The 21,105-nt window shown below is 72.1% G+C and carries 20 protein-coding genes; 11 read left to right on the forward strand and 9 right to left on the reverse strand.

All coding sequences use genetic code 11. The features are described from left to right. Positions 1–39: 39 nt before the first annotated feature. Complete coding sequence (locus ACQPZX_RS01880; protein ID WP_433373431.1) at positions 40–525, reverse strand: NUDIX domain-containing protein; 486 nt, start codon at positions 523–525, stop codon at positions 40–42. Between the two features lie 13 nt (positions 526–538). Continuing rightward, positions 539–1,396: a Ku protein gene (locus ACQPZX_RS01885; RefSeq protein ID WP_433373434.1), complete on the reverse strand. Its 858-nt coding sequence runs from the start codon at positions 1,394–1,396 to the stop codon at positions 539–541. Positions 1,397–1,459: 63 nt separating this feature from the next. On the opposite strand from ACQPZX_RS01885, the gene ligD (ACQPZX_RS01890) reads away from it, so the two are divergent. The 4 genes from ligD (ACQPZX_RS01890) to ACQPZX_RS01905 are packed head-to-tail and all read left to right on the forward strand — an operon-like array spanning position 1,460 to position 4,119. Further along, a complete protein-coding gene (ligD, locus tag ACQPZX_RS01890; RefSeq protein ID WP_433373436.1) occupies positions 1,460–2,410 on the forward strand; it encodes a non-homologous end-joining DNA ligase in 951 nt (316 codons plus the stop codon). After that, entirely contained in the window at positions 2,400–3,314 is a 915-nt protein-coding gene (gene ligD / locus ACQPZX_RS01895) for a non-homologous end-joining DNA ligase (protein WP_433373439.1), read from the forward strand. The genes ligD (ACQPZX_RS01890) and ligD (ACQPZX_RS01895) overlap by 11 nt, the downstream gene beginning before the upstream one ends. 32 nt (positions 3,315–3,346) lie before the next feature. Beyond that, complete coding sequence (locus ACQPZX_RS01900) at positions 3,347–3,682, forward strand: PadR family transcriptional regulator (protein WP_433373442.1); 336 nt, start codon at positions 3,347–3,349, stop codon at positions 3,680–3,682. Continuing rightward, complete coding sequence (locus tag ACQPZX_RS01905; RefSeq protein ID WP_433373445.1) at positions 3,679–4,119, forward strand: HAAS signaling domain-containing protein; 441 nt, start codon at positions 3,679–3,681, stop codon at positions 4,117–4,119. Before ACQPZX_RS01900 ends, ACQPZX_RS01905 begins: the two co-directional genes overlap by 4 nt. Here ACQPZX_RS01905 and ACQPZX_RS01910 read toward each other — a convergent pair. Together ACQPZX_RS01910 and ACQPZX_RS01915 are read right to left on the reverse strand one after the other, a co-directional pair. Continuing rightward, positions 4,116–5,777 carry a DNA repair helicase XPB gene (locus ACQPZX_RS01910; protein ID WP_433373448.1) on the reverse strand — a complete coding sequence of 554 codons (1,662 nt, stop codon included), beginning with the start codon at positions 5,775–5,777 and terminating at the stop codon, positions 4,116–4,118. The genes ACQPZX_RS01905 and ACQPZX_RS01910 overlap by 4 nt on opposite strands. Before the next feature lie 121 nt (positions 5,778–5,898). Further along, positions 5,899–8,415, reverse strand: coding sequence for a helicase-associated domain-containing protein (locus ACQPZX_RS01915; protein WP_433373451.1), 2,517 nt, complete (start codon positions 8,413–8,415; stop codon positions 5,899–5,901). A gap of 85 nt (positions 8,416–8,500) precedes the next feature. Between ACQPZX_RS01915 and ACQPZX_RS01920 the strand changes: the two genes are divergently transcribed. The 3 genes from ACQPZX_RS01920 to ACQPZX_RS01930 all read left to right on the forward strand — a co-directional run bounded on the left by ACQPZX_RS01920 (position 8,501) and on the right by ACQPZX_RS01930 (position 9,764). Continuing rightward, positions 8,501–8,707: a hypothetical protein gene (locus ACQPZX_RS01920; protein ID WP_433373454.1), complete on the forward strand. Its 207-nt coding sequence runs from the start codon at positions 8,501–8,503 to the stop codon at positions 8,705–8,707. Positions 8,708–8,733: 26 nt separating this feature from the next. Continuing rightward, positions 8,734–9,315, forward strand: coding sequence for an HAD family hydrolase (locus ACQPZX_RS01925; protein WP_433373457.1), 582 nt, complete (start codon positions 8,734–8,736; stop codon positions 9,313–9,315). Between the two features lie 62 nt (positions 9,316–9,377). Further along, positions 9,378–9,764, forward strand: coding sequence for a cold-shock protein (locus ACQPZX_RS01930; protein ID WP_433373460.1), 387 nt, complete (start codon positions 9,378–9,380; stop codon positions 9,762–9,764). Positions 9,765–9,890: 126 nt separating this feature from the next. Here the strand turns inward: ACQPZX_RS01930 and ACQPZX_RS01935 are convergent, their stop codons facing one another. The 3 genes from ACQPZX_RS01935 to ACQPZX_RS01945 form a co-directional block, all read right to left on the reverse strand. Further along, positions 9,891–10,703, reverse strand: a complete 813-nt coding sequence (locus ACQPZX_RS01935; RefSeq protein WP_433373463.1) for a 1,4-dihydroxy-6-naphthoate synthase — start codon at positions 10,701–10,703, stop codon at positions 9,891–9,893. 70 nt (positions 10,704–10,773) lie between these two features. After that, positions 10,774–11,400: a futalosine hydrolase gene (locus tag ACQPZX_RS01940; RefSeq protein ID WP_433373466.1), complete on the reverse strand. Its 627-nt coding sequence runs from the start codon at positions 11,398–11,400 to the stop codon at positions 10,774–10,776. Then, entirely contained in the window at positions 11,400–13,442 is a 2,043-nt protein-coding gene (locus ACQPZX_RS01945) for an MFS transporter (RefSeq protein WP_433373469.1), read from the reverse strand. The genes ACQPZX_RS01940 and ACQPZX_RS01945 overlap by 1 nt, the downstream gene beginning before the upstream one ends. A 52-nt stretch (positions 13,443–13,494) precedes the next feature. On the opposite strand from ACQPZX_RS01945, the gene ACQPZX_RS01950 reads away from it, so the two are divergent. Continuing rightward, complete coding sequence (locus ACQPZX_RS01950; protein WP_433384946.1) at positions 13,495–14,367, forward strand: DUF3027 domain-containing protein; 873 nt, start codon at positions 13,495–13,497, stop codon at positions 14,365–14,367. Here ACQPZX_RS01950 and ACQPZX_RS01955 read toward each other — a convergent pair. Then, positions 14,364–14,567 (reverse strand): DUF2530 domain-containing protein, encoded by a 204-nt coding sequence (locus ACQPZX_RS01955; RefSeq protein ID WP_433384949.1) that lies wholly within the window; start codon positions 14,565–14,567, stop codon positions 14,364–14,366. The genes ACQPZX_RS01950 and ACQPZX_RS01955 overlap by 4 nt on opposite strands. A 144-nt stretch (positions 14,568–14,711) precedes the next feature. Between ACQPZX_RS01955 and ACQPZX_RS01960 the strand changes: the two genes are divergently transcribed. The 3 genes from ACQPZX_RS01960 (at position 14,712) to ACQPZX_RS01970 (ending at position 18,246) form a co-directional block, all read left to right on the forward strand. Next, the gene (locus tag ACQPZX_RS01960) at positions 14,712–16,157 is read left to right on the forward strand and encodes an NCS2 family permease (protein WP_433373472.1); all 1,446 of its coding nucleotides are present in this window, start codon (positions 14,712–14,714) and stop codon (positions 16,155–16,157) included. 112 nt (positions 16,158–16,269) lie between these two features. Then, on the forward strand, positions 16,270–16,716 hold the full coding sequence (locus tag ACQPZX_RS01965) for a MarR family winged helix-turn-helix transcriptional regulator (RefSeq protein ID WP_433384953.1): 447 nt from the start codon (positions 16,270–16,272) through the stop codon (positions 16,714–16,716). Positions 16,717–16,785: 69 nt separating this feature from the next. Next, positions 16,786–18,246, forward strand: coding sequence for an MFS transporter (locus tag ACQPZX_RS01970; RefSeq protein WP_433373475.1), 1,461 nt, complete (start codon positions 16,786–16,788; stop codon positions 18,244–18,246). Positions 18,247–18,292: 46 nt separating this feature from the next. Here the strand turns inward: ACQPZX_RS01970 and ACQPZX_RS01975 are convergent, their stop codons facing one another. Further along, positions 18,293–21,058: an AAA domain-containing protein gene (locus ACQPZX_RS01975; protein WP_433373478.1), complete on the reverse strand. Its 2,766-nt coding sequence runs from the start codon at positions 21,056–21,058 to the stop codon at positions 18,293–18,295. Between the last annotated feature and the right edge of the window lie 47 nt (positions 21,059–21,105).

Below are 21,105 nucleotides of genomic sequence, written 5' to 3' on the forward strand. Positions count from 1 at the left end.
TGGCGCGATGCTACGTGGCAGCGCCCCGGGGACGCGACGTCATTTCAGCACGAGACGGCCGGTGGCCTCGAAGGATGCAAGATCGTTAAGGGTCTCGTCGATCACGAAGGACTTCGCGGGCAGCGCGTCGAGGGGGAAGAACGCGGCGTCGACGGACTCCTCGGTCTGCCGCTGGAGCTCGCCCTCCCACGTGTGGATCCGGAAGCTCATCAGGATCTGCTGGTACGTGTGCCCGTAGTCGTTCGTGTACGTGTACGCGCTGTAGAACGCGAACGGGGTGAGCGACGTCGCCCGCAGGCCGGTCTCCTCCCACACCTCGCGGATCGCGCACTCCTCCATGCTCTCGCCCAGCTCCATGGCGCCGGCCGGGATGGCCCACCGATGGTTGTCGGAGCGCTGGATCAGCAGCAGACGGTTCTGATCGTCCATGATCACGCCGCGCGCCCCGACGAACAGGATCGTGTCGGTGTCGCCGATGCTCGCCCGTACCTTGCCCAGATAAGACTCAGCCCACGTCAGTGCCACGCGCCAACTCTAGTCACGCCGATTTCTTGGCCGGCTTCTTGGCGGGGGCGGCCTTTTTGGCGGCTTTCTTGGCCGGCTTGGCGGGCTCCTCGCCCCGCGCCTTCTTGGCCCGCTCGACCGAAGCCTTCAGGGCGGCCATCAGGTCGATCGCGGCGGCCGGCGCCTCCTCGGCCTCCTCCGGCTGGACGATCTCGCGGCCCTCGACCTTGGCGTCGATCACCTCTTGCAGCGCGGCCCGGTAGTTGTCGGTGAACTCGTCGGCCTTGAAGCTGCCCGCCATCGAGTCGATCAGCGACGACGCCATCGCCAGCTCGGCCGGCCGGGTCTCGATGTCCTCGTCGAGGAAGCCGAAATCGGGGGTGCGCACCTCGTCGGGCCAGAGCATGGTGTTGAGCACCAGCACGCCCTCGTGCACCCGCAGGGTGGCCAACTGCTCCCGCTGCCGCAGCGCGATCTTGACGATCGCCACCCGGTCGGCGTCCTGCAGGGCGTCGCGCAGCAGCACGTACGGCTTCGCGGCCTGACCCTCGGGCTCGAGGTAGTACGCCTTCGCGAACAGGATCGGGTCGATCTGGTCGGCCGGGACGAACTCCAGCACGTCGATCGCCCGGGACGTGGTCAGCGGCAGGTCGGCGAAATCCTCGTCGGTGAGGATCACCATCTCGCCGCCGCCGATGTCGTATCCCTTGGCGATGTCGTCGTAGCTGACCACCTCGCCGTCGATCGAGCAGGTGCGTTGATATTTGATCCGGCCCCCGTCGGTGCGATGCACCTGGTGGAACCGGATGTCCTTCTCCTCGGTGGCGGAGTAGAGCTTCACGGCGATCGACACCAGGCCGAACGAAACCGCGCCCTTCCAGATCGCGCGCATAGCTTCAGGATTGCATTAGTGAGACGCCTGCGTAAGGCCTTCGGGCCTGCCTAAGGTGATCAGGTGCCTGGTGCGCCGCTGTCTCCCATGCTCGCCACCGCGGGTGCGCTGCCGGTCGGCCCGGACTGGAGCTACGAGTTCAAGTGGGACGGGGTCCGCGTTCTAGCCCTGTTCGCCGGGGGTCCGCCGGCCTTGTTCGCGCGCTCCGGAGCGGTGGTGACTGCCGCGTACCCGGAGATCGCCGACCTGCATCTGCCGGAGGGCACGCTGCTGGACGGCGAGATGGTGGTGCTCGACGCGAACGGCCGGCCGTCGTTCACGGCCCTGGCCGAGCGCATGCACGTCCGCGAGCACGGCCGTGCCGCCCGGCTCGCGGCGAGCCTGCCCGTCACGTACATGATCTTCGATCTGCTCTATCACGACGGCATGGACCTGACCGGCCTGCCCTATCTCGCGCGGCGCGAGAGGCTCGAGGAGCTCGAGCTCGCGGGGCCGCGCTGGATGGTGCCGCCCTCGTTCGGCGACGGGCCGGCCACCGAGATCGCGGCCCGCGAGAACAGCCTCGAGGGCGTGGTCGCGAAGCGCACCGACTCGGTCTACCTGCCCGGCACCCGCTCGCCGGACTGGGTCAAGGTGAAGTTCGACCGCACCGGCGACTATGTGATCGGCGGCTGGCGGTCGGGGGCGCGCAAGCTGGGCGGCCTGCTGGTCGGCGTGCCGGGCGACGACGGGCTGGTGTTCCGCGGGCGGGTCGGCGGGGGCATCGGCGCGGTGGCCGAGAAGGAGCTGTTGTCCCGGCTGGAGCCGCTGGCCCGGCGGGATTCACCGTTCGCGCCCGGCGCCGTTCCGCGCGAGGATGCGAGGGGCGCCCACTGGGTGGACCCGCAGCTCGTGGTCGAGGTCCGCTACGGCAACCGGACGCCGGACGGTCGCTTGCGCTTCCCGCGGTTCCTGCGGTTGCGTGACGACAAGAGCCCGCAGGAGTGCGCGGAGGAGGACGAGGATGGCGCCTGAGCGGTTCCACGTCACGATCGACGGACGCGACCTGGAGCTATCCAACCTCGACAAGCTGATGTACCCGGCCGCGGGCTTCACCAAGGGCGAGGTCATCGACTACTACACCCGGGTCGCGCCGGTGATCCTGCCGCATCTGGCCGGCCGCGCCGTGACCCGCATCCGCTATCCGAACGGCGTCGAGGGCGCGCACTTCTTCGAGAAGAACAAGCCCGGGGGCACGCCCGAGTGGGTGCGCCTGGAGACGCTGCCCGTGCCGGGGTCCACGAAGAGCCGCGAGACCATCGACTTCGTGGTGGTCGACGACCTCCCGACCCTGGTCTGGCTCGCCAACCTCGCCGCTCTGGAGCTGCACACCCCGCAGTGGCGGGTGGGCGCCGACCCCGACCTGCTCGTGGTCGACCTGGATCCGGGCGCGCCGGCCGGGCTGCGGGAGTGCAGCGCGGTGGCGGTGCTGATGCGGGACCGGCTGGCCGAGGACGGGGTGGCGGCGTACCCGAAGACGTCGGGCAAGAAGGGCATGCAGCTGTGCTGCCCGATCTCGGGGACGCAGGACGCCGAGACGGTCTCGGGGTACGCGAAGCGGATCGCCGAGGAGCTGGCGTCGATGGTGCCCGCCTCGATCACCGCGAAGATGGCCAAGGCGGTGCGGCCCGGCAAGGTCTTCATCGACTGGAGTCAGAACGCGGCGGCCAAGACGACGGTCACGCCGTACTCGCTGCGGGCCCAGGAGTTCCCGACCGCGTCGACGCCGCTGACCTGGGACGAGGTCGAGGCGGTGGGTACCGGTTCGGCCGAGCCGCACCACTACCGGGCCGACGAGGTGCTGGACCGGATCGAGGAGCACGGCGATCTGCTGGCCGATCTGATGACGAAAGGGCCGGTGCTGCCGACGCGGGATTGAGCTACCTTGCGTCGCAAGATACTGTGTGAGGCATGGGAGATCTGGCGACCAGCCTGCGCCGCGGGACGCTCGAGTTCTGCGTGCTCGCCATGGTCGAGCTCGAGGATCGGTACGGCACCGAGATCGTCCGGCGGCTCGGCGACGAGCCGGGCCTGGCCGCGAGCGAGGGCACCATCTATCCGCTGCTCTCTCGGCTGCGCCGGGTCGGCTGGCTCGACAGCAAATGGGCCGAGTCCCCGTCGGGCCCGCCGCGCCGCTACTACGGGCTGACCGCCGCCGGGCGGGCCGCGCTCGAGCACTTCCGCACCGAATGGGTTTCGTTTCGACAGACCGTCGACCGTCTCGTGGGAACCGGTGAGGCCGTATGAGGACCCAGTACACCGACGTCGTCGCGGAGTACCTGCGCGAGGTTGACCTGCGCCTGGCCGGGCTGCCCGTGCTGCAGCGGCGCGAGCTCCTCGCCGATCTGGCCGCGCACATCGAGAACGAGCGCGTCGAGCGCCACCTGCGGGGCGAGGCCGAGCTGATCGAGGTGCTCGAGCGGCTCGGCAGCCCCGCGGTGGTGGCGCGGGCCGCCTACGAGGAGGCGGGGCCCCTGCCGCCGCCCCTGGTGGCCGGGCCGCCGGCGCCGCCACCGCCGGTCCTGAAGGAGCGCCCGCCGTGGGTGCTGCCGGTGATCGGCGTCGGGTTCGTCGCCTTCCTGATCATGGCGGCGTTGTGCGCGGGGTTCTTCGCCTTCGCCCGGAGCGAGCAGTCGCCGTCGCCGGCCCCGATCAGCGTGACGGCGCCTCCGACGCCCGACTAATCGATCTGCGGGAGGGGCGGGCCGAGCACGTCGTCCGCGTCCACGATGGTGTACGCGTACCCCTGCTCGGCCAGGAACCGCTGCCGGTGCGCGGCGTACTCGGTGTCGATCGTGTCGCGCGAGACGACCGTGTAGAAGTGCGCCTGCCGGCCGTCCGCCTTGGGCCGCAGCACCCGGCCGAGCCGCTGCGCTTCCTCCTGCCGGGAGCCGAACGTGCCGGAGACCTGGATCGCCACCGCCGCCTCGGGCAGGTCGATCGAGAAGTTGCCCACCTTGGAGATCACCAGGGTCTTCACCGAGCCGTCGCGGAACGCGTCGAACAGCCGCTCCCGCTCCTTGTTGGTGGTCGAACCCTGCACGATGGGCGCGTCCAGATATTCGCCCAGCTCGTGCAGCTGGTCGATGTACCCGCCGATGACCAGCACCTGCTCGCCCGGGTGCTTGTCGACCAGGGCCTTCACCACCGGCAGCTTGGTGCGCGCGGTGGCGGCCACCCGGTAGCGCTCCTCGGCGTCGGTCACCGCGTACGTCATCCGCTCGGCCTCGGTGAGCGTGACCCGCACCTCGACACACTCGGCCGGCGCGATCCACCCCTGCGCCTCGATGTCCTTCCACGGCGCGTCGTAGCGCTTCGGCCCGATCAGCGAGAACACGTCGCCCTCGCGCCCGTCCTCGCGCACCAGCGTGGCGGTGAGCCCGAGCCGGCGGCGGGCCTGCAGATCGGCGGTGAACCGGAAGATCGGCGCGGGCAGCAGGTGCACCTCGTCATAGATGACCAGACCCCAGTCGCGGGCGCCGAACAGGTCGAGGTGGGTGAAGGCGCCGCCGCGGCGCGAGGTGAGCACCTGGTACGTGGCGATGGTGACCGGGCGGATCTCCTTCTTCTCGCCGGAGTACTCGCCGATCTCCTCCTCGGTCAGCGAGGTGCGGGCGATCAGCTCCCGCTTCCACTGCCGGCCCGCCACGGTGTTCGTCACCAAGATCAAGGTTGTCGCCGACGCCGTGGCCATCGCCGCCGCGCCGACCAGGGTCTTCCCGGCGCCGCAGGGCAGCACCACCACCCCGGAGCCGCCCGCCCAGAAGCCGTCCACCGCCTCCTGCTGGTAGGAGCGCAGGTGCCAGCCGTCCTCGGCGAGGGAGATCGCGTGCGCCTCGCCGTCGACGTACCCGGCCAGATCCTCCGCCGGCCAGCCGAGCTTGAGCAGCGCCTGCTTGAGGCGGCCGCGCTCGGACGGGTGCACCACGATGGTCTCGTCGTCGATCCGGGCGCCGAGCATGCCGGCCAGCTTTTTCGACTTCGCCACCTCGATCAGCACGATCTTGTCGAGGCCGCGCAGCACGAGCCCGTGCACCGGGTCGTTGGCCAGCTGGAGCCGGCCGTACCGGTCCATCGTCTCGGCGACGTCGACCAGCAGCGCGTTGGGCACCGGGTAGCGCGAGAAGCGGATCAGCGAGTCGACCACGCTCTCGGCGTCGTGGCCGGCGGCCCGCGCGTTCCACAACCCGAGCGGGGTCAGCCGATAGGTGTGCACGTGCTCGGGGGAGCGCTCCAGCTCGGCGAAGGGCGCGATCGCCATCCGGCACGCCTGCGCGTCCGGATGGTCGACCTCCAGCAGGAGAGTCTTGTCCGACTGCACGATAAGTGGTCCGCCGCTCACCGAAGTCCCCCTAGCAATTGCCGACCCTCCAGTTTGCCACGGGAAAATTCCATGCAACCTGTCCGGCGAACGCCGCGTTTGATTAAAGGGGTCGCGCGATTGTTCGGGGGCGTGCGACCCCTCATTCCTCCTCGGGCACCGCCGCGGTGATCCGGTGCAGGGCGAACGTGTGCAGCGTCTCGGTGCGCTCGTCCTCGGCGCGCAGGTATCCGGCGCTCAGCGAGACCGGGCGCACCAGCCGGGACAGCGTCGCGCCGTGCGAGTCGACGTACCCGACCCACACCCGGGCCTTCTCCCGGACCGCCTGCTGAAGCACCGCCATCGCCTCGCCGTGCCGCTGCACCGAGGTGAGACCGGTCACGGCCTGGCCGTTCGCCGCGCGCACGGTGACCGGGGCACGCCGGGCGGCGCGGGTGGCGATGTCGCCGCGGCGGATCTGCTCGACGACCCCGGCCAGCCGAGGGCCGGCGAGGATGGGGGGTCCGGCCTGGTCGGAGAGTCGCGCTGCCAATGGCGTACGGGTGGGAGCACGGCGCACCTTGGGACGCGACAGCACGGCCGCCCCACCCGCGTCCTCGGCGACCGGGGCGAAGCCCGCCTCCCGCAGCTGGGACAGCAGCCGGGCCACCTGGGCCGGGCTGACCAGCACCGTCGGCGCGATCTGCCGCAGCGCCAGCGCGACCAGCCGCTTGTCCGCCAGCACCTCGGCGATCAGCGCCTCGTCGTCGCTGCGCAGGTAGGAACCCGCCGAGCCGGACCGCAGGCCGCCGTGCCGCCGGGCGGCGTCGTCGATCATGTACGTCAGCGTCTGCGGCACCGGGGTGCGCGAGCGCCGCTTGAAGAGCGAGTGCAGGTCGTTGGCCGTGTAGCCGACGTCGAGCGCCCGCCGCACGCTGGCCGCGGTCACCCGGAACACGCTCGCGCCGCCGGCCGACTCCGGCTCGGCCACCACGTCCAGCTCCGCCGCCAGCTCGGGCTCCGGAGGCCCAGGGACCACGACCGACAGGTCGGCCTGGACCAGGATGTGATCCACCGGCGCGGGAAGCAGCGCGTCCAGCGTGCGGATGGCATCGCTGGGCTGCTGGGTCGCCGCGGCGCGCACCCCCAGCGGATCGGTTTCCGTGTCGTCGTCAGGATCTTCCAAAATCAGTCTCGCGTACGAGGTCAGCGCGCCCAACGCCGTGACACCCAGCACGGCCGCGCCGGCGAGGGCGTCACGGTGGGCCGCCTCCCGGCCGCGGGCGCGCCGCGGCGCCTGCCAGGCCAGCAGCTCGAGCACCTCGTCGGGAGCGGGCGCGACGCCGGGGGCGAGGTCGGCCAGCACGAGCAGCGCCTCCCGCCGGGCCTGCGGCGCGCCGGCCCGCTCGGCCTCGGGGGCGAGCGCGTTGATCGGCCGGTCCCGCTCGTCGCGGCTGCCGATCAGGCCGGGCTGGCGGGTCAGCGACAGCCAGGCCCGGGCCAGGGTGTGCCAGCGTTGCGCGATGCTCAGCGCCCGCCACAGGTCGTACCCGCCGGTGGGCAGGAAGATCTCGTCGACCGGGCCGGTGGCGCGGCTGACCGTCACCGAGCGGGAGGAGCCGTGCGCATCGGCCTCGCCGAGCAGGCCGGCCGCGTACACGATCTCGAGCAGCAGCCCCGCCGCCGGCTCGTCGAGACCGGCGGCCCGGGCCAGCCGGCGCAGGTCGCGCACGCCGAGGCCGCCCGCGCGCAGCACCGGCGCCGCCTCGGCCGCGAGCGCGTCGAGCAGCGCCTCCGCGCTGCGGACCGCCTCCATCACCTGCCCGGCGCCGGCCGAGTCGACCGATTTGGGGTCGCGGGAGGTGCCCTCGGGCAGCGGCGGGAACGGGCGCAGCGCGCCTAGCGGCCCGGTCTCGCGGCGCAGCAGCATGCCCACCTCGCGGGGCAGCTCGACCAGCTCGCCGTCCGGCCGCGGGGCGCGTCCGGCCTCGCTGATCGGCACCAGCACGTGCTCCTCGACCAGCCAGCGCACCGGCTCGGCCATCGCGTCGCGGCCGCTGCCTTCCCGGCCGCTGTCCCGGCCGCCGTCGCGGCTGCCGTCGCGGGCGCTTTCGCGGCCTCCGTCGCGGAGGCTTTCGCGGCTGAGCGCGCCGATGGGTGGCCCGGCGGCCAGACGGTCGAGCACCGCCCGGCTGGCCGGTGGCGCGGCCAGGACGGTGCGGCGCAGCTTGGCCCGGTCGGCGACGAGCGCGGCGGCCTGCGCGTCGAGATAGTCGGCGGGGCGGCCGAGGCCGGCGGGGTAGGGCGAGGTGACCTCGTCGACCGCGCCGGTGACCTCGAGCGCCTCCTCGGGGCCGTGCAGCAGGAAGCGGACCCGCAGGCGGTCGACGGCGACCCGCACGTCGTCGGCGGCGACCCCGGCGGCCAGCTCGAGGATGGCGTCGATCGAGGTGAGCGCGGTGTCGGCGGCGCGGCTGAGCCGGGCGGCGTCGAGGATGCGCAGGGTGAACTCGTCCAGGCCGTCGAGGCAGCGGGCGACCGAGCCGCGGGACTGGGCGCGCACGGCGAGCGCGGAGACGTCGGCGGGCACGGGCACGACGAGGTCGGGGCGCAGCTGCAGGAGCGCGCCCAGGGCCTCGTCGGTGAGCGAGCGGAGCTGATCGGCGAATGTGGTGGCCATCGTTCTCAACGCTAGCCGCCGTGGGACGATATTGAGGTGTCCGGGCGACCCGTCCGGCTCTGTGAAACACCTGAAGGGGAGATCCGTGGCCGCTCAGAACAAGTTGCCGGGTACCAGTGTGCGGGGCGGCGCCGGTTCGCGTCCGTCGACCGGCGTGGCCCCCGACAAGGGCCCGCACGCGGTCTCCGAGCTGGTGGCCGACCGTGCCGCCGCCCCCTCGCCGTTCGGCGACGACCTGACCTTTCCGCTTCCGGTGGAGCGTTTGACGTACATCCCGTCCACGCCCGCGTGAGTGCGGCGGTCGGCTTCGATCTGGACATGACCCTGATCGACTCCCGGCCGGGGATCCACGCGGCCTACCGGGCGCTGACCGCCAAGACCGGTGTCTTCGTCGACGCCGATCTGGCGGTCACCCGGCTCGGCCCGCCGCTGCGCGCGGAGCTGAGCGAGTGGTTCCCGGCCGAGGACGTCGAGGAGGCGGTGACCACCTACCGGGCGCTGTACCCGGACTACGCGATCACGCCGAGCGTGCCCATGCCGGGCGCGCTCGCGGCGCTGGCCGCCGTGCGCGAGCTCGGCCTGCGGGTGGTCGTGGTGACCTCCAAGCTGGGCCGGCTGGCCCACCTGCACCTCGATCACCTGGGCATGGTCGCGGACGAGGTGGCCGGCGACCTGTTCGCCGAGGGCAAGGCGGCCGCGCTCACCGAGCACGGCGTCCGCTGGTACGCCGGCGACCACACGGCCGACATGGTCGCGGCCCGCGCGGCGGGTGTGCCCGGCATCGGCGTCACCACCGGGCCGTGCCCGGCCGGCGAGCTGCGCGCGGCCGGCGCCACGCACGTCCTGCCCGACCTCACGGGCTTCCCGGCCCTTCTCGGCCAGATTGCAGTTGGGTACTAGCCCGCGACTTCAGTAGCCTTGCGGTGAGCGGTTGTTTCCATTGAGTGAAGTTGAGGTCAGCGGTGCCCACGGGTCGAGTGAAGTGGTACGACGCGGCGAAGGGATTCGGGTTCGTCACCAGCGATGAGGGCGGTGATGTGTTCCTGCCCAAGGGCGCGCTGCCTACTGGCGTGGCCGAACTCAAAGCCGGTCAGCGGGTGGAGTTCGGAGTGGTCGACAGCCGCAAGGGCGCCCAAGCGATGGGCGTCAAGCTGATCGATGCGCCGCCGTCCCTGGCCGAGCTGCGCCGGCGCCCGGCCGACGAGCTGCACAGCATGATCGAAGACATGATCAAGGTGCTGGAGCAGTCGGTGCAGCCGGCCCTCTCGCGCGGTCGTCACCCCGACAAGAAGACATCCCAGAAGATCGCGCAGCTGGTCCACGCGGTCGCCAAGGAGTTCGAGGTCTAGCAAGCGCCGCCGGTGAGATGCCAGTCGATTTTTCGACGGCCGCGGGGTTTGCGGACGGCGGAAAATTGCCTGGCATCTCACCGGTTACAAGGCGCTTGCCCGCGGAGCGAAGCGGAGCCAGCCAGCTCAGTTAAACGGCTTCACAGCAGGCGTCAGACCCGCCGCTGCCGAGCGCTGCAACAGGGCGTCGGCGGCGGCGAGTCCGTCTCGGCCCAGTTCCAGGGTGAACTCGTTCACGTACAGGTCGATGTGCTGCTTGACGACCTCGGGCTCCATCTCCTGCGCGTTGGCGAGGACGAAGTCGTGGCTGGCGGCCGGGTTGGCCCAGGCCATGCTCACCGACTTGCGGATCCACTCGGTCGCCTCGGCCGGGTCGACCGAGCCCTTCCGGGCCAGGATCGCGCCGAGCGGGATGGGCAGGCCGGTGTCGCCCTCCCACCACTCGCCGAGGTCCTGGAGGGCCACGAGGTCGTAGCGCTGGTACGTGAAGCGGGCCTCGTGGATCACCAGGCCGGCGTCGTACGTGCCGTCGGCGACGCCGGGCATGATCTTGTCGAACGGGACCACCTCGATCTTGGCCGGCCGCTGGTCGGCCGCCCAGAGGCGGAACAACAGGTACGCCGTGGTGCGGTCGCCGGGGACGGCCACGGTGGCGCCGGTCAGCTCCTGGCCGGCCGTGCGGGCCAGCACGAGCGGGCCGCAGCCCCGGCCGAGCGCGCCGCCGGTGGGCAGCAGATCGTAGTCGTCGAGGAGCCAGGGCAGCGCCGCGTAGCTCACCTTGACCAGGTCGAACTCGCCTCGCTCGGCCGCCGTGTTGGTGACATCCACATCCGCGAAGGTCAGGTTGACCTCGGGCGTGCCGGGGATGAGCCCGTGCACGAGGGCGTGGAAGACGAACGTGTCATTGGGGCACGGCGAGACGGCTAGAGAAAGGGCCACGGGTTCACGCTAGACCGGTCACCTGGGCCGCGCGCGTCACGACAGCTGTCTACCATCCCACATGGTGAAGTTATCCACAGGCTGTCCACAGGGCAGCCGAAGCTGTGGACAACGCGGCGAACGCCTCCTTGAGACGCCAGGCGGCGCGGTCCCGCGGGCCGATCGGGTTGGAGATCGTCCGCACCTCGGCGAAGGGCAGCCCGCCGGCGGCGACGGCCACGCCGAAGCCTTCCATCGCCTCGGCGACGGCCTGCGGGAAACGGTTGCGCAGCGCGTCGGCGGTGGCGGCGGTGCCGGTGACCGTGGCGAGGGTCAGGACGTCGCCGGCGATCGCGCCGGGCAGGGCCGTGGTGAGGCCCTTGAGCAGCAACGGGTCGGCCGGGAGCACGCTGGTGCCGAAGCCCAGCTCCTCGACCGGCAGGAAGCCGTCGGGGGTCTCGGCGCCGAGGTCGGCGGCAATGCTGCGGCGGCCGAGCACGATCGCGCCGACCGGGGCCCGGCCGTCGAAGCCGCCCGCGATGCCGGCGCTGATCACCGCGCGGTAGTTGCCGGTGGCGAGCAGCCGGGCGGTCCCGGCGGCGGCCGCTGCCGGGCCGACACCGACGGCCTCGACGACGACGTGGGCGGGGTCTGCGCCGGCGCGCACGGCTTCGGCCTCGGCGGCCACGGCGGTGACCACGAGCAGGGGGTACGCCATCAGCGGTCGTCATCCTCGCGACGGTCGGATGACGCCGGGTTGTCGACCGAGCTCGGCCGATAGACGTGATACCCGGGTGGCGCCAGCGCGGGATCCGGCCTGGCGGGCTCCGCCGCGGGCGACGACGGCGCGGACGCCGGCGGGGTGGACCGCGAGGCGGACTGTGGCGGGGCGGAGCGTGACGTGGGGGCCGGCGGCGTGGAGCTTGGTGCGGGCGGCGGGGTGGAGCGTGGCGCGGGCGGCGGGGTTTGCTTCCGCTTGCCGAAGCCCCATCGGCGTCCACCCCTACTACCGCCCTTTTCAGAAATGTCGGGAATGGGCGGAGAGGTGGGCGGCAGGCCGGGCTCGACCGAGGTCGCGCTCGCCGAGTCGATCCGGGTCCGGTCAGGGGACCGCATCGGCGTCGCAGTGCGGTCTGACGGGCGGGCCGCGGCGTGGTCTGGCGCGCGGGTCGCGGCGCGGTCTGATGCGCGGGTTGTGGTGCGGTCGGACGGGCGGGTCGCGGTGCGGGTGCCCGTGGCTGGTGGGTTGGGCCGGTTGCGGACCGGGACGGTGGGGGCGTCGGGCCACGGGTCGGTGGGCTCGGCGTTGTGTGTGGTCGCGTTGCTGGTGGAACCGGTCTCGGCGGCCCCGGTTTGGGCGGTCTCGGTCTCGGCGTCGGGGGACGCCTCGTCGAGGGCGCCGGCTCGGCCGCTCAGGTGTTCGCCGTGGAGGCGGGCGGCGGCCCAGCCGGCGCGGAGTGCCATGGCGACCGCGATGAGCGCCGCCACGGCGATGCCGAGGCGGCCCGGGAGCGGGATGATGCCGATCGCGCCGCCGGCCACCCAGGCGATCATGAGGACGGTCTCGGAGTGGGCGAAGGCGCTGGCGCGCAGGCGCTCGGGGACGCGTTCCTGGATGCTCGCGTCGATGGCCAGCTTCGAGATGCCGCTGAAGATCGCGGTGACCAGCGCGAGCAGGGCCAGCATGGCGAGGCTGTAGAAGATCGCGGAGAGCACGGCGACGCCGGCCGTGATGGTCAGGCCGGCCGACTGGAGGGCGAGCGGGCGTCGGATGCGCAGGCGGGTGCCGGCGGCCGTGGACAGGAACGTGCCGACCGCGAGCGCGCCGCCGATCAGGCCGACCGCGCCCTTGTTGCCGATGTCGCGGCCGAGCAGCATCGTGTCGAGCTGGCCGGCCATGATGACGAAGGCCAGGAACAGCAGCAGGAAGCCGTAGAGCAGGCGCAGGCTGGCGCTGCCGATCAGGGTGGCGATCACCAGCTTGCCGGAGAGCGGGCGGTCGCCGCCCCGGCCCAGGCCCAGCGCGGCGCGCCACGGGCGGGGCACGGCCTCGGGCGGGTCGGAGTCGGCGCGCGGGGGCAGGCGCAGCGAGATCACCATGCCGACCACGAAGATGACCGTGGCGACGCGCAGCGGCCACTGCGGACCGATCTTGAAGGCGAGCAGGCCGAGCGGGGCCACCACCGCCCCGGCGAAGGTGCCGTAGACGCTGGCCCGGGCGCCGACCTGGGACAGGCCGACCCCCTCGGGGAGCAGCCGGGGCACGGCGGCCGAGCGCGCCACACCGTACGCGCGAGAAAGAGCGAGCACCCCGAACGCCGCCGGATAAAGTCCCCAGCCGAAAAGGTGATCGGAGATCACGTAGGCCAGGAATGCGCGGCCCAGCATGGTGGCGGCCAGGGCGTAGCGCCGGCCGTGCCGGAAGTGGTCGAGCAGCGGGCCGACCACGGGCGCCAGCAGCGCGAACGGGATCATCGTGATCAGCAGATAGAGCGCGACCTTGCTGCGCGCCTCGCCGAGCGGAACGTTGAAGAAGATCGTGCCGGCCAGGCCGATCGCGATCAGCGTGTCGCCGGCGCAGGAGACCGCGTGCAGGTCGAAGAGCCGGATCATGCCGATCTCGTTGGCGGCGCCCTTGGCACGCGCGGTGCCGACGCGGCGGGTGGCCCAGGCGCCGCCGCGCACGGAACCGCGCACCATCATGCGGGCGGCCTTGATCCCGGTGCCGACGGTGCGTCCGAGTGTGGGAAGCAGCGGCATGCACCCATCCTGACTGATCCCCGCGACCCGCGTCCCATCCCGGGGCCGTGGAATTCGGGGGAGTCGCTGCGGCTCACAAGTCCCGGTAGGGGACAATGGATTCGTGACGACCAGGACCACCGCGCGCGCCGCCCGCCTCGACCAGGTTTGTGCCGATGCCGTCGGGGTGGCTCGTGGTGCGATCACCGAGGTGGACCCGGCCGACATCGGCGAGCACCTCGAGGCCATCGCCGAGGGCGACCGGGTCGTGACCCACTTCTTCGAGAGCCACCTCGCGGGCTACCGGGGCTGGCGCTGGGCGGTCACGGTGACCCGGGTCCCGCGCAGCCGGCACGTCACGGTCTGCGAGACGGTCCTGCTGCCCGGCCCCGACGCGCTGCTGGCGCCCGGCTGGGTCCCGTGGAACGAGCGCTTGCAGCCCGGCGACCTCGGTGTGGGCGATCTCATGCCGACCGCGCCCGACGACGAGCGGCTCGCCCAGGGCTACGTGCTCAGCGACGACCCCGCGGTCGAGGAGGTCAGCTGGGAGCTCGGTCTCGGCCGTTCCCGGGTGATGTCCCGCGAGGGCCGCATCGACGCCGCCCAGCGGTGGTATGACGGCGAGGCCGGCCCCGAGGCGCCGATCTCCACCGCCGCGCCGCGCAACGCGCGCTGCGGCACCTGCGGCTTCTACCTCCCGCTGGCGGGCTCGCTGCGCGCGATGTTCGGCGTCTGCGGCAATCTGTACGCGCCCGACGACGGCAAGGCGGTCAGCGCCGACCACGGCTGCGGCGCCCATTCGGAGGCGCTGCTTGGCTCGGCCGAGCAGCCGGTCGAGGAGCTACCGACCGTCTACGACGACAGCGAGGTCGAGTCGGTCGCGGTGAGCCGCGGCCACGGCTCGGTCGAGGACGAAGAGCCCGCCGAGGACTACGGCCACAGCTAGTTCTCCCGGAACTCGGCGTGGGTGATCGCGCGGCGCCGCTTCCGGTTCCGGTCGTGGATGATCATCGTGATCAGGCCGGGTATGCCGACGAGGAAGCCGGCGATGCAGGTGTCGAGCCAGGTGTCCGGGCCGTTCGCCAGCCAGATGATCAGGCCGGCGATCACGAAGGCGGCGAGTCCGGCGATCGCGAACGGAACCATCGGCGGGTCGAGCGGTTCGACCCGAGGTTTCGGCTGAGTCACACGGACAGGGTAGATCATTTTACCGTCCTGGACTTTTCGCAGGTCATTGCATCTGAAAGCATGCGCGAGTCGTAGTTTTTCCGACTCCTCCGGAGGACCCGCATGTCGACCGCCGCCGCCGATACAGGTGTGCGTAACTCTTTCGACCGATATTTCGAGATATCTGCGCGCGGATCAAACCTGTCCCGGGAGATCCGCGGTGGCTTCGCGACCTTCTTCACCATGGCCTACATCGTCGTCCTCAACCCCCTGATCCTGGGTTCGGCGGTCGACGGCGACGGCGCGAAGCTACCGCTCGCGGCGCTTGCGGCCGGCACTGCCCTGGTAGCCGGCGTGATGACCATCCTGATGGGCGTGGTGGCCCGCTTCCCGCTCGCGCTGGCGGCCGGGCTCGGCGTCAACGCCCTCGTCGCGTACGAGATCGCTCCTGAAATGACCTGGGCCGACGCCATGGGTCTGGTGGTGATCGAGGGTGTCCTGATCGCCATCCTGGTGCTCACCGGCCTTCGCCAGCTCGTGTTCCGCGCCGTCCCGACCCAGCTCAAGACCGCGATCGGCGTGGGCATCGGCCTGTTCCTGATGATCATCGGGCTGGTCGACGCGGGGTTCGTGCACCGGGTGCCGGACGCCGCGAACACCACCGTGCCGGTCGAGATGGGCCTCGGCGGCGCCCTGCTGACCTGGCCGTCGTTCGTCTTCGTGATCGGCCTGCTGTTCACGCTGGTGCTGTTCGTGCGCCGGGTGAAGGGCGCGATCCTGATCGGCATCCTCGGCAGCACGATCCTGGCGATCATCGTGGAGGCGATCGCGGGCGTGGGCTCGTCGGCGACCAACCCGCACGGCTGGTCGCTGAACGTGCCCAAGCTGCCGGAGAAGGTGGTCAGCTCGCCCGACCTCTCGCTGATCGGCCACTTCAACGTGCTCGACTCCTGGTCGACGGCCGGCTGGCTGGTCTGCCTGATGTTCGTCTTCACGCTGCTGATCACCGACTTCTTCGACACCATGGGCACGATGGTCGCGATCGGCCAGGAGGGCGGCCTGCTCGACGAGAACGGCATGCCGCCGCGTACGCGGGAGATCCTGCTGGTCGATTCGGTCGCCGCCGCGGCCGGCGGTGCGGCCAGCGTGTCCAGCAACACGTCCTACATCGAGAGCGCGGCCGGCGTCGGCGAGGGCGCCCGGACCGGCGTCGCCAACCTGGTCACCGGCGTGCTGTTCCTGTTCGCCATGTTCCTGTCGCCGCTGGTGCAGGTCGTGCCGTTCGAGGCGGCGTCGACGGCGCTCGTCGTGGTCGGCTTCCTGATGATGATGTCGGTGCGGCAGATCGACTGGACCGACTACTCGATCGCGGTGCCGGCGTTCCTGACGATCACGCTGATGCCGTTCACGTACTCGATCTCCAACGGCATCGGGGCCGGGGTCATCTCGTACGTCGTGCTCAAGGTGGCGGTCGGAAAGGCCCGGGAGATTCACCCCATTCTGTACGGCGTTGCCGCGCTCTTCGTTCTGTATTTCCTCCGGGGTCCCCTGGAGACCTGGATCCTCTGACGTACTACTTAGACTTCCGTCTACCGGGCGTGCTCGCGCGCGTCCGGTGACGGCGGTCATACGCGTTTTCGATGGTCGTCAGCCTATCTCGTTAGCTAGGCTAAGAATCGTGATGGAGTGGCCGGTGGCTACGGAGCGAGGGACAGCGGACGAGCTGGCCAGGACGCTGCGCGAGGCCATCCAGCGGCTCAACCGGCGGGTCCGGCAGACCCGAGCGGTCGGCGATCTCACGTTCAGCCAGCTCTCCGCCCTGACCAGCCTCCAGCTGGCCGGCGCGCTGACCCCGCGCGAGCTCGCCGACGTCGAACGGGTCCAGCCACCGACGATGACCAAGATCGTCGGAAAGCTGGAGGACCGCGGGCTCGTGGTCCGCACGCCGCACCCCACCGACGGGCGGCAGGTCATCCTGGCGCCCACCGAGCAGGGGCGGGCGATGTACGCCCAGTTCGAGAAGGCGCGCAATGAGTGGCTGGCCGAACAGCTGGCCACCCTCGGCGACGAGGACCGCGAGGTGCTCGTCCGGGCCGCGGAGATCATGCAGCAGGTCGCCCGGGCCTGACCGGCTTCCCGGTCGCCGCGCTTCATCACACGTCGATGACGCGTACGGCCGAGAAGGAGGCGCAGCCTAGTGCGGGCAGTGCTGAGTACCACGTTCAGTTCCCTGAGGGTCCACAACTACCGGCTCTTCGCCACCGGCCAGCTCGTGAAGCTGGTCGGCGTGTGGATGATGTTCACCGCTCAGGACTGGCTGGTGCTCGACCTCTCCGGCAACTCGCCGGGGGCGCTCGGCACGGTGGCCGCCCTCCAGTTCCTGCCGGTGCTGCTGCTCACCCTCTACACCGGCCGGCTCGCCGACCGGTACGACAAGCGCAAGATCCTGGTCGCCTCCAACGCCGCGTTCGCGATCACCGCGATCGTCTTCGCCGTCCTGGTCGCCGCCGGCGTCGTACGCCTCTGGCACGTCTTCCTCTTCGCCGGCCTGCTCGGCATCGCCAACGCCGTCGAGACCCCGGTCCGGCAGGCGTTCGTCTCCGAGCTCGTCGAGCTGCCGCTGCTGCCCAACGCGCTGGCGCTGTCGGCCGCGACCTTCAACACGGCGCGCATCGGCGGCCCGGCGCTGGCCGGGGTGGCGCTCGCCGCCTTCAACACCGGCCCGGTCTTCCTGATCGCGACCGTGCTGTCGATCGCGCCGATCTTCAGCTACACCCGGATGCGGCCGGCCGACCTGTATCGCAAGGAGGCGGCGGCCAAGAAGGACGCCCGGGTCATGGACGGCCTCCAGTACGTGCGCAAGCGCCCCGACCTGCTGTTGCCGATAAGCCTGATGGCGGTGGTCGGCATGATCGGCTTCAACTTCCCGGTCACCCTCGCTGCGCTCGCGAAAATCAACTTCCACGCCGGCCCGGAGTCGTTCGGGCTGCTCACCACCACGCTCGCGGTCGGGGCGCTCTGCGGGGCGCTGGCCGGCAGCGCGCGGCGGGCGCGGCCCGGCGCCTACCTGGTGCTGGGCGCGGCGCTGGCGTTCGGGCTGCTGGAGTTCGCGGTCGGCTTCGCGCCGAACTTCGTGGTCGCGATGGCGGTCCTGCTGCCGACCGGCTTCTTCTCGATCTTCCTGGCCCAGGCCGCGAACCACCGCGTCCAGATGGGCGTCCACGCCGAGTACCGAGGCCGGGTGATGGCCCTCTACGTGCTGGTCTTCCTCGGGACGACGCCGATCGGGGCGTCGGTGGTCGGCTGGTGGGGCGACCACTACGGGGTGCCGTCGAGCATCTGGGGCGCGGGGCTGGTGTGCTTCGTGGCCGCGGCGGTGGCGCTGGTCTGGCAGCTGCGGGTCAGCGGCGACCGGATCGTCGTGCGGGTGCGGCCGTGGCCCCGGGTGCAGGTCGTGCGGCGGGTCCGCGAGGAGGCGCCCGCCGAGGACGTGCCGGTGATCGACGAGCCGCCGGTGGACGCGGTGGCCGGCGGCGGCGCGCCGGTGCCGGCCACCAGCGAGCTCGCGGAGCTCACCGAGCCGGCAGCGAGCGGGACCACCGGGCGGGACGCGGAGATCGAATCTGGCCCCTCACCGGCGCTGAGCGCGACGCGGTGAGTGGGTGTCCCGCCGTCGGCGGCGGCGATCGGGTTCCGCGCCGCTGCTAACCGGACGACGGCGTGGTGGCCGGGCGCTGCGCCGCCGCTATCTCCAGGGCGGCGCGGCGCGGGTCACCGGCCCAGCGGCTGGCGAAGGCGTCGAGCAGGCGCCATCCGGCCTGATGCAGGGCGCGCTGGCGGGCGAGATGCGCCTCGGGCCCCTCAGGATGCGCCCCGCAGATGATGCCCACCGGCTCCTCGGCCGACCCGACGCAGAGGTCAACCGTCCACGAACCAACTCGATAGCCGGCGCGCACCTCGACTTCGAGCCGTTGCAACTCGGCCGTGAGCTCGGCCCTCCAGACGTCGTCCCCCTTTACGGATAAATCGGGAATGGGGGATTTGCGGGCGGGCGCGAGAACGGCCGCGGAGGAAGGGCCGCCGGCGGCGAGGGCGGCCCCGTGGGAGGGGACAGCGGCGAGGGCGGCGGCCGCGTAAGCGAGGTACTCGCCGATCAGGCCGTCCGCCTCGGCGAGCGCTGTCACCACGACGATCCGGCGGCGGGCTCGGGTGATCATCACGTTGAAGAGGTGCGGATCCGCGACGAAGCGTCGGCGCCCGGCCGGGTCGGTGGGTAGCAGGCCGAGCGAGACCACGACCACCGAAGCCTCGCTGCCCTGGAAGGCGTGCACCGTCCCGACCCGCAGGCCCAGCTCCTCGATCTGCTCCACCGAGTAGGCCGCCACCAGCGCCGCCTCCAAGGCCTCGGCCTGCGCCCGGAACGGCGAGATCACCCCGATCCCGCGCCGGCCCTCGGCGACCAGGTCGCCCACCACCTTGAGGACCGCGTCGACCTCGCCGGCGAGCGAAGCCGACGGCACCCGCACCACGTCGATCGCGTCGGTCGCCTCGGCCGCCGGCGTGCGGGTCATCACCTCGATCCGGTCGCCGTAGAAGCGGTGCGCCGAGAAACCGATCAGATGCGGGGCGCTGCGGTGGTGCTCGGTCAGCCACGTCGCCGGCGCCGCGCCCGCCGCCAGGTCGTAGGCGCTCACCCGGCGCACGTCCAGCCGCTCGTCGGCGCCGTGCCGGTCGAGCACCTCGGCCACGTCGACGTCGCTCACGAACGACACGAACCGCAACTGCCGCGGGTCGCCGACGATCAGCGCGCGCCGGGCCCGGGCCAGCACCGGCGCGGCCCGCACCTGGTCCACGTGCGACGCCTCGTCGATCACCACCAGGTCGAACATCCCGGGCGACGACGGCAGCAGATCTTCCACGTCGGCGACCGTGCCGATCCACAGCGGCAGCGCGCGCACCAGCGGCGGCGCGTCCAGCTGGGCCAGCAGCTCGCGGCGGCGGTTGCGGCCGGCGCGCAGGGCGGCGGCCAGCGAGGCGGCGCCGCGGCGGGCGTCCCGGTCCCAGCGTTTCTCGCTGCGGGCCGCGTTCCGCATGGCGATGCCGACCGCGGTGGCCAGCTCCTGCTCGGCCGCGTGCAGGGCGAGCCAGTGCGGCACGAGGTCGGTGCCGCCGGTCGCGGCGAGGCGGGCGGCGGCACGCTGCGCGGTGGCCGCGGTGACGGCTTCGGTGACTCTTTCCCCGGGTACGCCCCGGCGCGCGCGCAACCGCCGGCGGGCCCACCAGCCGACCAGGCCCCGGCGTGTCAACCGGGCCGGGTCGAAGTCGTCGGCGAACGCGCCCGGCACGTCGGCGGCCAACCCGGGGAGGCGTGGCTCCCAATGGGACAGCTCCGCCGCCCGCAGCTCCTGGTCGAGTGCGTCGATTATCCGGGTGCGCTCTCGGCGTACGGAATCATGGGTTTGATCGACGGCCGTGAGGTCCGCACGCAGGTCTCGCTCGCTTGGTCCTTGCTCGGCACCGGCCGTGAGCTCGGCCGCCAGGCTCTCGCGTCGCCCGGCGTCGCCGAAGAGCACCGGCGTCGGACCCGGATAGCGGGCCAGCAGCGCCGCCAGCACCTCGGCCGCGTGCGGCGACTGCGTCGCCACCAGCACGGACCCGCCCCGATGCACCACCTCGAGAGCGGCGGCCACGACGGTGTGGCTCTTGCCGTTGCCCGGCGGACCGGACACCACCGTGATCGGCGCCGTGCGCGCCCGCGCGACCACCTCGGCCTGCGCCGCGGTCAACGGCAGCGGCGAGAGGACGGGGGAGTTGTCCGGGGTTTCCGTCGCTGTGCCGTTGTAGATCGCCGCGAGCGCCGTCCCGCTCAGATCGCGCCCCGCCCAGCTGCGCAGACTGTCCTGCAGGCCGCCGCCGAAGACGTCGCGGGCCACGAACAGCGCGGCCCGAGCGACCAGCACGATGCGGTCGGCCGGAATGTGGCGGGCGTCGTCGACCAGCGCGTCCATCGTCAGCCCGGTCGCCGCGGCCGCCGAGCGCAGCCACGCCTTCGTGCCCGTCGCCTCGAGCCAGCCGGGAGCGGCCAGGCCCGGCGCTGCCTCCAGCGCCGCGGCCAGATCGCGGTCGGTGACCAACGGCGTGACCTCGACATCGCCGGCCGGGACGACGCGATAGCCGGTGAGCGCCCGCTCGAGGCGCACCGGCTGGCTCAGCAACGGCAACCGGATCTTGCGGGCCTTGCCGTCCACCTCGGTGCGGCCGGCCAGGAAACCCCAGCCGCGGCGCAGCAGCCGCTCGTCGCGATGCAGGGCGTCCAGCGCGGCGAGCCGGTCGATCTCCTTGCGGCGTCGGGTGCGCTCGGCGTCGTCGAGCCAGGCGAGCGCCTGCCCGCCCCGGGTCACGTCGAGCACGCGGTCACCGCCCGCCGGCGCCAGCTCGGCGAGCACGGCGAGAACGGTCGAGGGGCGCATGGCGGGCTCGACAGTACCGCCCGGCCGCATCCTCAGGGATTGGCAGA

Origin of the sequence: Actinoplanes sp. CA-142083 (assembly GCF_050942195.1) — a bacterium.
GTDB lineage: Bacteria > Actinomycetota > Actinomycetes > Mycobacteriales > Micromonosporaceae > Actinoplanes.